9 protein-coding genes are annotated in these 11,425 nt (G+C 64.8%); 7 read left to right on the forward strand and 2 right to left on the reverse strand.

Going from position 1 to position 11,425, the window contains the following annotated elements; all coding sequences use genetic code 11:
• The first annotated feature begins 32 nt into the window (after positions 1-32).
• The 5 genes from PSV33_RS14450 (at position 33) to PSV33_RS14470 (ending at position 7,020) form a co-directional block, all read left to right on the forward strand.
• The gene (locus PSV33_RS14450; RefSeq protein ID WP_096666875.1) at positions 33-620 is read left to right on the forward strand and encodes a hypothetical protein; all 588 of its coding nucleotides are present in this window, start codon (positions 33-35) and stop codon (positions 618-620) included.
• An 87-nt stretch (positions 621-707) separates the two neighbouring features.
• Complete coding sequence (locus PSV33_RS14455) at positions 708-1,145, forward strand: DUF883 domain-containing protein (RefSeq protein ID WP_096666877.1); 438 nt, start codon at positions 708-710, stop codon at positions 1,143-1,145.
• A gap of 231 nt (positions 1,146-1,376) precedes the next feature.
• Positions 1,377-2,450: an efflux RND transporter periplasmic adaptor subunit gene (locus PSV33_RS14460; protein WP_300562916.1), complete on the forward strand. Its 1,074-nt coding sequence runs from the start codon at positions 1,377-1,379 to the stop codon at positions 2,448-2,450.
• Positions 2,447-5,728, forward strand: coding sequence for an efflux RND transporter permease subunit (locus PSV33_RS14465; protein ID WP_096666881.1), 3,282 nt, complete (start codon positions 2,447-2,449; stop codon positions 5,726-5,728). Before PSV33_RS14460 ends, PSV33_RS14465 begins: the two co-directional genes overlap by 4 nt.
• The gene (locus PSV33_RS14470; RefSeq protein WP_096666883.1) at positions 5,725-7,020 is read left to right on the forward strand and encodes a TolC family protein; all 1,296 of its coding nucleotides are present in this window, start codon (positions 5,725-5,727) and stop codon (positions 7,018-7,020) included. The genes PSV33_RS14465 and PSV33_RS14470 overlap by 4 nt, the downstream gene beginning before the upstream one ends.
• A gap of 485 nt (positions 7,021-7,505) precedes the next feature.
• On the opposite strand, the gene PSV33_RS14475 is transcribed toward PSV33_RS14470, so the two are convergent.
• Both PSV33_RS14475 and PSV33_RS14480 read right to left on the reverse strand, forming a co-directional pair.
• Positions 7,506-8,348 carry a TauD/TfdA family dioxygenase gene (locus tag PSV33_RS14475; protein WP_096666885.1) on the reverse strand — a complete coding sequence of 281 codons (843 nt, stop codon included), beginning with the start codon at positions 8,346-8,348 and terminating at the stop codon, positions 7,506-7,508.
• Positions 8,345-9,592, reverse strand: a complete 1,248-nt coding sequence (locus PSV33_RS14480; RefSeq protein WP_096666886.1) for a CoA transferase — start codon at positions 9,590-9,592, stop codon at positions 8,345-8,347. Before PSV33_RS14480 ends, PSV33_RS14475 begins: the two co-directional genes overlap by 4 nt.
• Positions 9,593-9,797: 205 nt before the next feature.
• Here PSV33_RS14480 and PSV33_RS14485 point away from each other — a divergent pair, with 205 nt between their 5' ends.
• Together PSV33_RS14485 and PSV33_RS14490 are read left to right on the forward strand one after the other, a co-directional pair.
• Positions 9,798-10,643 carry an IclR family transcriptional regulator gene (locus tag PSV33_RS14485; RefSeq protein ID WP_096666887.1) on the forward strand — a complete coding sequence of 282 codons (846 nt, stop codon included), beginning with the start codon at positions 9,798-9,800 and terminating at the stop codon, positions 10,641-10,643.
• Between the two features lie 16 nt (positions 10,644-10,659).
• On the forward strand, positions 10,660-11,421 hold the full coding sequence (locus PSV33_RS14490; RefSeq protein ID WP_096667022.1) for an enoyl-CoA hydratase-related protein: 762 nt from the start codon (positions 10,660-10,662) through the stop codon (positions 11,419-11,421).
• Positions 11,422-11,425 lie beyond the last annotated feature (4 nt).

Genomic DNA, 11,425 nt, shown 5'->3' on the forward strand with positions numbered 1-11,425 from the left:
TCCCTGCTCCATGACTGCAAGGAGAAAAAGCGATGAAACTGCAAAAATGGTTGATCCTGTCTGCATTGGTGGTGGGCGCAAGTGCGCAGGCTGCGGGAGAACCCGCAGCAAAGGCGGGCGAGGCGGCCAAGGTGTCCGTGCTGCAGAAAGCGGAGGAAGGCGCGAAGAAAGCGGCCGAGGAAGCTAAAGAGGCAACGCGCAAAGCCGCAGAAGCCGCCCAGCGGGCTGCAGAGAAGGCTGAACAGGCAGTCAGTGACGCCTCGCAGAAAACTGCGGAAGCCGCCCGGCAGGCAGCGCGAGACGCTGATGAAGCTGCCAAAAAGGCTGTACGGAAGACCGCAGAAGCGACCAAGAAAGCGACCGCAGCCACCAAAGAGGCTGCACAGAAGGCAGAAGAAGCCGCTAAAAAAGCAGCCGTAGCCACTAAGGAATCTGCACAGAAAGCCGGGGAAGCCGCCAAAAAAGCGGCCAAGTCGGGCAAGGAGGCGGCGCAGAAAGCGGCCGAAGCCACGCGGGAAGCCGCACGAAAAGCCATGGAAGCCACCCGGGAGGCTGCCGACAAGGCGCTTGAGGCAACCAAAGAAACGGCCAAAAACGTCAAGGATGCCGTAACGAAGTAACCCTTGTCGGGCAGGCTGCCTGCCCGATAGTTTTTCAGATCGTTGCGCTTTTATTTTTTATTTTTATCACTGATAGAGAGGAATCCAATGTCTGAATCCAACACGCCCGGCTCCATGAGCAAAGACAAACTGATCGCCGACATGAAGCGCATCGTCGCCGATGCCGATGAGCTCCTGCGCGCCACCGCCGATCAAGCGGGCGAGAAGGTCGCCGGCTTGCGCACCCGCCTTGAGGCAAACCTGAAGGCAGCCCCAGGCCGCCTTGCCGAGTTCGCGGCTACGGACGTCAACAAAACTACGCAAGACATCCGGGACGCGCTGCAAAAAATCTCGGATGCGGCCACCCAATCTTCTGAAGCCGCCAGGGAAGCAGCGCAGAAAGCCGAGGACTCGGTCAAAAAAGCAACTGAGTCTGGCAAGGAAGCAGCCCAGCATGCGGCAGAAGCCGCCAGGGATGCCGCCAACAAGGCACTGAATGCAATCACGGAGATGGCCAGGAAAGCCAAAGACGCCATCAACAAGTAGAGGTTTTGGCAAGCACGGCCTGTCCGCATGAGCGGGCGGGCCGTGGGAGGCACGCACTTTAGATCAATTCCCCCGCGGGTGCCTGAGGCGATGCCATGTCCGTTGCGGCCGCACAGGTTGTTGGCATTTTTCATGTGCGGTACAGCCATGACATCAGGTTGTTCATATCAGCACTTCGCAAGATTTTCCAGCATGCTGGATGAATCAACCAATAAAAAAAGTACCCTCCTTATGAAAAGAAAACACTTGCTCCCGTCCCTGGCGCTGGGCGCACTCCTGAGCGCTTGCGGCAAAGCGCCGGAGGCCCCTGCTGCATCGAATACGACAAGCCATCCCCTGCCGGTCATGACCGCGTCCACCGGGGCGCCGCTCGAATATACGGCGGTCGGCTCGGTGGTGTCGGACCAGCGCGTCGAGGTCGCCTCGCGGCTGAGCGGCTATATCCGCGACATCCTGGTGCAGGAGGGCGACCGGGTGCGGCGCGGGCAGTTGCTGGCCCGGCTGGACGCGTCGGACGTGGAAGGCGGCATTCGCCAGGGCCAGGCGGCGGGCGGCGCGGCAGAGGCGGCGCTGCGCGATGCACAGATTGACCTGGAGCGCTTCGAGCGTTTGTTCGAGCGTGGCAGCGTCTCGGACAACGAATTGCGCAAGGTGCGCCTGAAGTTCGAGGCCGCGCGCGAGGCCCGTAACCAGACGCGCGCCGGGCTCGACACGGCGCTGGCCCAGCGCGCCTACGCCGAAATCACCAGCCCGGTGGACGGCGTGGTGGTGGCGCGCCACAAACGAACGGGCGACCTCGCCCTGCCCGGCATGCCGCTGCTGACCCTGGAGTCGGGCCGCGGCCTGTTGTTCGAGACCTTCGTGGCGGAGGGCCAAGTCGCCGCCATCGCGGCCGGCCAGCCGGTGCAAGTCAACATCGACGGCGTGCCCGCGCCGCTCAAGGGCACGGTGAGCCGGGTGGTGCGCTCGGGCGACCCGGTCTCGCGCAGCTACCAGGTCAAGATCGCCCTGCCCGAAACGGCGGGGCTGATGCCCGGCATGTTCGGGCGCGCGGCGTTCGGGCTCGGTGCGAGCCCGGCGCCACTGGTGCCCAGACGGGCGCTGGTCGAACGTGGCGGGCTCACCGGTGTCTTCGTGGTGGACGGCGAAGGCCGGGCACGCTTTCGCTGGCTGCGCATAGCCCGCGAGTGGCCCGATCAGGTCGAGGTGAGTGCTGGTCTGGCCGCCGATGAGCGCTTCGTGGCAGCGGCTACACCGGCCCTGCGCGAGGGCGACCGCGTCACCGCCGCGAAGGAGGCGCAATGAACCAGCACAAGCTCAACAGCGCCGGCCGCCTGGCGAATCTCTTTGTCACCTCCAAGCTGACCATTTTGTTCATGCTGGCCTGCATCCTGCTGGGGCTGCTGGCCGTGACGCTGACCCCGCGCGAGGAAAACCCCCAGATCGTGGTGCCCGGCGCCCAGGTATGGGTGACACTGCCCGGAGCCTCTGCCGAGGAGGTGGAGGAGCTGGTGATCCGCCCGCTGGAGGGCATCGTCAAACAGATTGCCGGCGTTGATCACACGTATGCGACCGCCGTGAATTCGATGGGCGTGCTGATGGTGCAGTTCAAGGTCGGCGAGGACAAGGAAAAATCGCTGGTCAAACTCTACGACCGGGTGCTGGGGCAGCGCGAGCGCCTGCCTGCGGGCGCGGGCGAGCCGCTGATTCGCAGCGTGGATGTGGACGACGTGCCCATTGTCACCGTCACGCTGGCCTCCGAGATCTACGACGATTACGCCCTGAAGCGTCTGGCCGACCGCCTGATGGAAGGACTGCGCAGCCTGGACAAGGTCTCTGCCATTTCCGTCAAGGGCGGGCGCGACCGGGAACTGCGCATCGAACTGGACCCGCAGCGCCTGCAGGCCTTCGGCGTCACGCTGGACCAGGTGCATGCCACCCTGCGCGCAAGCAATGTCGCCGCGCCCCTGGGAACGGTCGTGCAACAGGGCCAAAACCGCCAGGTGTTCCTGGACGGCTTTCTGAGCTCGGCGCAAGACCTCAAGCGCGTGATCGTGGGCAGCCATGCCGGGCGCCCGATCTATCTGGGCGATGTGGCACAGGTCGTCGACGGTCCGCCGCAAGAGCGCACGCACCTGAGCCGTCTTACATTTGGCCCGGCCGATGCGCGCTTTGGCAAGACGCAGCAGGCGGAGATGCCGGCCGTCACGCTGGCCGTGGCCAAGAAAGCCGGTAGCAACGCCGTCTTTGTTGCCAACGATGTGCTGGAGCGCATCGAGCGGATGAAGGCCCAATTCGTACCGGCAGGGGTCGAACTGGTCGTCACCCGCAATGACGGCGAGAAGGCGGATGCCGCCGTCAGCGGGCTGATCGAGCACCTGGGTATCGCGGTGCTGGCCGTGTTTCTGGTGACTGCCGCGTTCCTGGGCCTCAAGGAGGCACTGATCGTGGGCGTGACCGTGCCGCTGATCCTGGCCCTGACCCTGGGCGCTGCCTATCTCTTTGGCCTGTCCATCAACCGCGTTTCGCTGTTCGCGCTCATCCTGTCGCTGGGGCTGCTGGTCGATGGCGCGATTGTCGTGATCGAAAACATCCACCGCAACTACAGCCGTCTTGGCAAGCAGGACAAACGCCGGGTCACGGTGCAGGCCACCAACGAAATCGGTAACCCCACCAACCTGGCGACGCTGGCGGTGATGTTGGTTTTCGGATCGCTGCTGGTGGTCAGCGGTATGCCGGGGCAGTATTTCTACCCGGTGGCCTTCAACGTGCCGGTCGCCATGGCGGCCTCGCTCTTGGTGGCCTACGCGGTGGTGCCCTGGGCCGCCAACCGCTGGCTCAAGCCCGGTGAAGGGCACGATCTGGAAGACCACGATACCCAGGACCGCCTGCACCGGTTCTACCGCGCCATCATGTCGCCGCTGGTGGATCGCTCGCGCAGCCGCTGGCTCGTTTTTCTGTTGGCGGGGCTGGCGATCGCCTTGTCGTTGCTGCAACCCGCTTGGCAGCTCCTGCGCCCGGCCGGTTTGAGCGGGCCGCAGTCCTGGTTCGGCGTTGAGCTGGCCATGATGCCCAAGGACGACAAGAACACCTTCAACATCACCCTGGACCTGCCCGCGACCGCGCCGGTGGAGACGACCGACCAGTTCGCGCGCGAAGTCGGTGCGCTGCTGCGCGAGAACGCCTACGTTCGCAACTACCAGAGCTGGATCGGCGAGGCCGGCGTGATCGACTTCAATGGCTTGCTGCGTGGCGCCGGCAACAAGCAGGGGGCGCACGTCGCCGAGATCCGCGTCAACCTGCTGGACAAGTCCGATCGGAGTAAGACCTCGATCGACATCGTGCGCGAATTGCGGCCTGCGGTGCAGGCTGTGGCCGCGCGTTACCCCGGCAGTACGGTGCAACTGGTGGAAGACCCGCCGGGGCCGCCGGTGCGCGCTACCGTCCTGGCCGAAATCTATGGCAAGGATCTACCGCAGTTGCGCGCGCTGTCCGCGCAGGTCAAAGCGGCCTTCCAGCAGACGCGCGACATGGTGGAGGTGACCGACTCCGAGGCCCGGGACGTCTACCAGTACCGCCTGACGGTTGACCGGGAAAAGGCCGCGCTGTCCGGGCTGAGCGTGGCCGAAGTAGCGGTCGCGCTGCGTCGCCTGATCGATGGTGAGGAAATGGGTCGGGCCCGCATCGCCGGCGAGAAGAACCCGGTGTCCATCCGCTTGCAGATTCCCCGGCGCCACCAGATCGACCCCGCGTTGCTGGCACGCGTGTCTGTGACCAACCGGCAGGGCCAGCGGGTGCCGCTGTCCGAGCTGGTGCAAGTCGTCCCCGGCGCAGTCGACCGGGCGATCTCGCACAAGGATGGCGAGCGCGTCACCTACGTCGGCGGCGAACTCGAATCCACCGCCCCCGTCTATGCCGTGCTCGACCTTGACCGGCGACTGGACGGCTTGCTGCTCGCCGATGGCAGCCGCCTCACCACCGGCAACCTGCGCCTGAACCCGGTGGCGCCCGACACCCTGGAGGGCCCGCGCCTGCTGTGGGACGGCGAACTGCGCATGACGCTGGATACCTACCGCGACATGCTGGGCGCGCTGGGCCTGGCGCTCACCTTCATCTTTCTGGTGCTGGTGGCTTATTACCAGTCGTTCAGCCTGCCGCTGGTTGCCATGGCGGCGATCCCGCTGGGACTGGCCGGCATCTTTCCGGGGCACTGGCTCATGGGGCAGCCCTTCACGGCCACGTCCATGATCGGCATCATTGCGCTGGCCGGGGTGGTGGTGCGCAACTCGCTGCTCATCATCGATTTCGTGCTGGATTACCGGCGCCAGGGCATGGACTTGCGCGAGGCCATCCTCGAAGCTGGCGCGGTGCGCCTACGGCCCATCCTGCTCACCGCTTTGGCCATCGTGCTGGGCAGCGCCGTGATGCTGACCGACCCGGTGTTCGGCGGGCTGGCGATCTCGCTGATTTTTGGCACGCTGGCCTCCACCGTGCTCACCCTGGTCGTGGTGCCGCTGTTGCTGTATCTGCTGCTGCGCTACAAGGACCAGAAAGAAGCAAGCCTGAAAAAAGGAACCCCATGAACCGCTCGATAAAAGTTCGCGGCCTGTTGCCGCTGGCGGCTCTGGCCGCTGCGCTGCTTGCCGGCAACGCCGCCGCCGAGTCCTTGCAACAGGCATGGGACATTGCACTGACCGTTGACCGTGGGCTCAAAGCCTCACGCGAAAGCACCGCAGCCGCCGCAAGCCTGCTGGAGGCCGCGAAATCCGCCCGCCTGCCCAACCTGGCGCTGGAGGCGGGCTATACCGCCCTCGATAAGGCACCGGCGGCCAGGGTTGATTTTTTTGGCCAGTCGCTGCAAATGCCGCTGGCACAGCGGGAAAGCGCCGCCTACAAGGCCATGGCGACGCTGCCGCTCTACACCGGTGGTCGCATTGAGCGCGGCATTGACGCGGCCACGGCAGGCATGGATGCGGCGCGGCTGGGCGAAAGCGCCGACGCACAGAACCTCAAACTGCGCGTGGCGGATGCCTATGTCAACGTGCTGCGCGCCAGCCGCATGCTGAAGGTCACTGAGAGCCACGTCGCCAGCCTGCAGGCCCATGCGCGTGACGTGGGCAACCTGCACGAGCAGGGCATGGTGGCCAAAAGCGACCTGCTCTCGGTGCAGGTGGCCCTGGCCGATGCGCGCCAGCGCCATCTGCAGGTGGCCAATGGGCTGGATCTGGCGCGCGCCGCCTACAACCGCCTGCTGGGGCGGCCGCTGGATCAGTCCGTCTCGCTCGACGACCTGTCGCCCGAGGCGACGCAGGCTCAGTTTCACGCCCTGACCGAGCGGGCACTGGCCCGGCGCAGTGAGCTGGCGGCACTGGCGCGTCAGATTGAAGCGATGCGCCACCAGGCCGCCGCCGTGCGCGGCGAAACCGCCCCGCAGGTCGCGCTGTCCGGCGGTTACGGCTACCAGGAGAATCGCTATCAGGTACACCCGGGGCAATGGATGGTCACCCTGGGGGTCAAGTGGAGCCTGTTCGATGGCGGCGTGGCCGGCCACCGCGCCAGCGCTGTCGAGCGCCAGGCCGCAGCATTGACGGAGCAGCGCGACGACCTGGCCTCCATCATCGCCCTGCAGGTCCGCCAGACCTGGCTGGATGTGGAAGAGACCCGCAAGCGCCTCATCGTCACCCAGTCGGCCATCGCCCAGGCCGAGGAGAACCTGCTCGTGGCGCGCGACCGCTATGCCAACGGCCTGTCCACCCATACCGAGGTTCTGAATGCCGAGACCTTGCGCACGGGCAGCGAGAGTAACCACGCCAATGCGCTGTTTGATGCCGCACTGGCGGGGCTGCGGCTCAAGCGCGCCACAGGCGAACTCTGAGTTTGGCGAGAATGGTGTGGCAGCTTTGAGTTTGAATCTGCTATCCGGCGAAACTACGCCTGCTAAAGCAACCAAGAAGTTGCTATTGCCGCTGCGGAAATCTGCCGAGCAATTGAGGGCGATGGCCCCGCAGTTTTTAGCCTCCGTTGGGCACACTTTGCCACGAGGCTAGGGGGTCTGGGCGGCAGAACGCCGCGACGCGGAGGTTGACGAGTCGGAAGGTGCGGGCATTGCTCTGGCGGGAAGTGTCCGAATTTCTATGTGTGAGGCGGGAGAAACGTTCCCACAGCGACTGGCGCGGTGGAAAATTTGATTTCATCTTAGAACTTATGTGTAGATTTTGACGCAGTAAGAAATTAATGGATGATCGGTTCTACTGCGCTTGTTCTGGGCTCAGCGAATCACCCCCACGCCGCCGTTGAGGCCGCACGACATCCTGGTAAGCCGATGTCGCGGCCGCAGCCGAAACCCCGGCAAGCGCCAAGCTACCGGCGAGGCCGGTCACCCGCCAGCGTGATGCGGTGCATGACCCGGCGAAAACCGTGGTAATCGTTAACCGGGTAGTGGTGCGTGCAGCGGTTGTCCCAGAGCGCCATGGAACCCACCTGCCAGCGGAAGCGGCAGGTGAACTCTTCCTTCTTCTGGTGCGTGAATAAAAATTGCAGCAGCGGCGCGCTCTCCTCTTCGGTCATGCCGACGAAGCGCGCGGTGTGGGCGCAGTTGATGTACAAGGCCTTGCGGCCGGTTTCCGGATGAGTCCGCACCACGGGGTGCTCGGCCTCGTAATGGCTGTGCTGGTCGGCGCGTCCGGCTTCGGCCAGGCGGTCTTCGCGGGTGCGCGTCACATCAGCCTTGGCCGAGGTGTTGACCGCCGCCAGGGGATCGAGCAGCCGCTTCATGCCATCCGACAAGGCCTCATAGGCCAGCACCTGGTTGGCAAACAGCGTGTCGCCTCCGTAAGGCGGAACCTCGCGCGCAAGCAGCACCGTGGCCATCGGCGGCTGCGCCAGGTAGGCGGTATCGCTGTGCCAGACACCACCGAAATTGACTTTTTCGTGCGCCAGCTTCTTCACTTCGATGATGACCGGAAAGTCCGAAATGCCGCTGACGAACGGGTATTCAACCGGTGTGCCAATGGCCTGGGCGAAGGCCAGAAATTGTTCAGAGGTGAGCTGCTGATCACGCAGAAAGACGACGCCGTGCTCTAACCAGGCACTGCGCAGCGTCGCCAAGTCATGCGGTCGCAACGGCTGCGACAGGTCGAGCCCGGAGAGTTCCGCACCCAGTGCGCCAGACAGTCGGGTCACGATCAATGCCAAGGCGCTCATGCTGACACCTCCGCATCGGCGGCCACCGACACCGCTGCGCCACTGGCCAGCAAGGACGCCAGCGCGCTTGCATCAAAGCCGCATTCGCGCAGCACCGATTCAGTGTGTTCCCCCAGTCGCGGCGCGGGCGCCAGCTTGCTGACGTCGTAACCCACCCAGCGCGCCGGCGCGCCAAAGGTGCGCATGGCTCCCTCGCTCGGGTGCTCGACCTGCTGAAAGAAGCCCACCGCCGCCAGGTGCGGGTCATCCAGCAGGGACTCGATGGTATTCAGCGGCACCGCCGGCACGTCGATTTGTTCGAACAGCGCCAGCCAGTGCGCGGTGCTTTGCCCGCGAAGCGTCTGGCCCAAAAAGCCGTACACATGGTCAATGTGCCGCGTACGGCTGGCCAGGTCGGCGAAGCGCGGATCGACCCGCAAATCGTCGCGCTCGATGGCGCGCAGAAAACGCTGCCAGTGCCCGTCGTTGTAGACCAGCGCACAGATGTAGCCATCGCTGGTTTGGTACGGCCGGCGCCCGGGGGACAGCAGCCGCACGTAGCCGGCGTCACCGCTGGGCGGCTCGAAGGTGTGCCCGTATAGGTGGTCCGACAGCACCACGCTGGCCATGGTCTCGAACATCGGCACGTCGATGCGACAGCCGCGCCCGGTGCGCTCGCGCCCGTACAGCGCCATGGCCACGCTGTGCGCCGCATGCAGGCCGACCATGCGGTCGGCAATCGTCAATGGCACGTAGCGCGGCTCGCTCGCCCCGCTGCGCTGCTGCAGGGCGGCAATGCCGACCGCGCCCTGGATCAAGTCATCATAAGCCGGGCGGCCTGCGTAGGGACCGTCCTCGCCGTAGCCATACACGCCGCACCAGATGATGCGCGGATTGATCGCCGACACGCTCTCATAGTCCAGCCCGAGCCGGGCGATGGAGGCCGGGCGCAGGTTGTGCACGAAGACATCGGCGCCTTCGATCAGGCGCCGCATCGCGGCCGCGCCCTGCGGGGTTTTGAGGTCGAGCGCCACGCTGCGCTTGTTGCGGTTCAGGTGCAGAAACAGCGGACCCATGCCGGGATGGCGTCCGGGGCCGATCCAGCGGGTCGAGTCGCCCTCGGGGGATTCAATCTTGATCACGTCCGCGCCATGGTCGCCAAAAATCTGGGTGGCGTAGGGCCCCATCAGCACCGCGCTGAGGTCAATCACCCGCACGCCCGCCAGCGGCCCCGCAAGTGCCGCCTGGTCTTGTTTGTTCGTCATCTGTGTCTCCTCCGGTCAAGTCGGGGCTTCCTCCACGATGCGCTGCCAGGAAACCCCGATTGACGGTTGTGCATCCTAACGTTATTCTCATATTCAAACAAATATTCTGATATCAGAACGAACGGGAAGCATTGACCCAATGAGTAATCCAATAGCCGCCCGACAGGAACGAACGGGTGCTGCACACCGGGTAGAAGGTGTGCCGATGTCGCTTACACGCGTGCTGCAACTGCTGCAGCTGCTGGCCGACCAGCCCCTTGGTATGGCCCTTGCTCCGCTGTGCGTGTCGATGAATGCACCGAAAACCAGCGTGCTCTCGCTGTTGCGAGGCCTCACCGCGCATGGCTACTTGCAACGCAGCGACGCGGTGTATCGATTGGGCCCCGAATCGTTCTCTCTTGGGGCTTCGCTGGTTTCGGCTAGCTCGCTCGACGTCGTGGCCATGCCGTTCCTGCGCGAAGCGGTGGCGAGATCCGGCGAGACGGCATCGATCGCCAAGATAAACCGCGATGCGGGTCAACTCATCTACAGCCCAATCATCGAGAGCACGAGAACGATTCGATACGCCGTACCGGCCGGAACGACACGACCGCTGTTTGCCTCGTCCGCCGGGCGCGTGTTACTCGCGTTCCAGGACGAGGCATGGCGCGGCGAATATCTGCAAAGCACCGACCTGCGTGCAATGACCCCGCGCTCCGTCACCGACCGAAAGCAACTGACGCGCATCATCGAGCAGGTTCGAGAGACCGGCGTGGCCGTCACGATCGGGGAAGTCACACCGGAAGTGGCCGGTTTTTCAGCTCCGATCTTCGAGCCCGGTGGCCGCGTGAACGCGGCGCTGATCATCGCCGCGCCTATCGAGCGCGGTCGCGCCGCGGCTGCTGACCTGCAGCGCCTGGTGATGGAACTCGCCGCAAACATTTCGCGTGCGCTCGGCTACCGTCCAGAACCGGACCCGCGTGAATTAGCGCCAAGTCAAGCACTGAAAACAAAGCAGCTCCTGCGCCGATCGCGTCAGCACGCGGCCCCAAAGAACCGAACCACAACTTGACATGGAGACTGTCCCTATGACCAACGAACTTCTCTACGAGGTCAGCGACGGCATCGCCGTCATCACCATCAATCGGCCCGAACGCCGCAATGCGCTGAACCGCGCCGTGCGCGAAGGCTTTTTCGATATCTGGCGCCGCTTCGAAGCCGATGCCGAGGCCCAGGTGGCCATCCTCACCGGGGCCGGTGACAACTTCTGCGCTGGCATGGACCTGGTGGAAGCCGCCGACACGCAACTGCGCATCCCGCCCGCGGGTTTCATCGCCGTGCTCGGCGACAACATCGAGGTCACCAAGCCCGTCATCGCCGCCGTGCAGGGCTATGCCTATGCCGGCGGCTGGCTGCTGTCGCAGATGTGCGACCTGTGCGTGGCCGACGAGACCGCCAAATTCGCCATCACCGAGGCCAAGGTCGGGCGCGGCATGCCGTGGGCCGCGCCGGTCATTCACATGTTGCCGCAGCGCATCCTGATGGAAGTGGCGATGACCGGCGACCCGCTGACGGCGCAGCGCGCCTACGAACTCGGCTACATCAACCGCCTGATGCCCAAGGGGCAAGCATTGCAGGGCGCCAAGGAACTGGCGGCCCGGCTCATGGCCAATGCGCCGCTGACGGTGCGCGCGGCCAAGGAAATGGTGCGCCTGTCCACCGAGATGGGCCGCACCGCCGCGTTGCGCGCCTCCAACCGAGCCTTCGATGCCGTTTACCTCAGTGAAGACGCCTTGGAAGGCCCACAGTCTTTCCGGGAAAAGCGCAAACCGGTCTGGAAGGGGCGCTGAAATG

It is taken from the genome of Polaromonas sp. (assembly GCF_029945895.1).
Taxonomy (GTDB): Bacteria; Pseudomonadota; Gammaproteobacteria; order Burkholderiales; family Burkholderiaceae_C; genus Polaromonas.

What these genes read in the sequence shown, in the direction of transcription:
- PSV33_RS14450 (WP_096666875.1), top strand. Translation starts at nt 33, where the DNA reads ATGAAACTGCAAAAATGGTTGATCCTGTCTGCATTGGTGGTGGGCGCA.
- PSV33_RS14455 (WP_096666877.1), top strand. Translation starts at nt 708, where the DNA reads ATGTCTGAATCCAACACGCCCGGCTCCATGAGCAAAGACAAACTGATC.
- PSV33_RS14460 (WP_300562916.1), top strand. Translation starts at nt 1,377, where the DNA reads ATGAAAAGAAAACACTTGCTCCCGTCCCTGGCGCTGGGCGCACTCCTG.
- PSV33_RS14465 (WP_096666881.1), top strand. Translation starts at nt 2,447, where the DNA reads ATGAACCAGCACAAGCTCAACAGCGCCGGCCGCCTGGCGAATCTCTTT.
- PSV33_RS14470 (WP_096666883.1), top strand. Translation starts at nt 5,725, where the DNA reads ATGAACCGCTCGATAAAAGTTCGCGGCCTGTTGCCGCTGGCGGCTCTG.
- PSV33_RS14475 (WP_096666885.1), bottom strand. Translation starts at nt 8,348, where the DNA reads ATGAGCGCCTTGGCATTGATCGTGACCCGACTGTCTGGCGCACTGGGT.
- PSV33_RS14480 (WP_096666886.1), bottom strand. Translation starts at nt 9,592, where the DNA reads ATGACGAACAAACAAGACCAGGCGGCACTTGCGGGGCCGCTGGCGGGC.
- PSV33_RS14485 (WP_096666887.1), top strand. Translation starts at nt 9,798, where the DNA reads ATGTCGCTTACACGCGTGCTGCAACTGCTGCAGCTGCTGGCCGACCAG.
- PSV33_RS14490 (WP_096667022.1), top strand. Translation starts at nt 10,660, where the DNA reads ATGACCAACGAACTTCTCTACGAGGTCAGCGACGGCATCGCCGTCATC.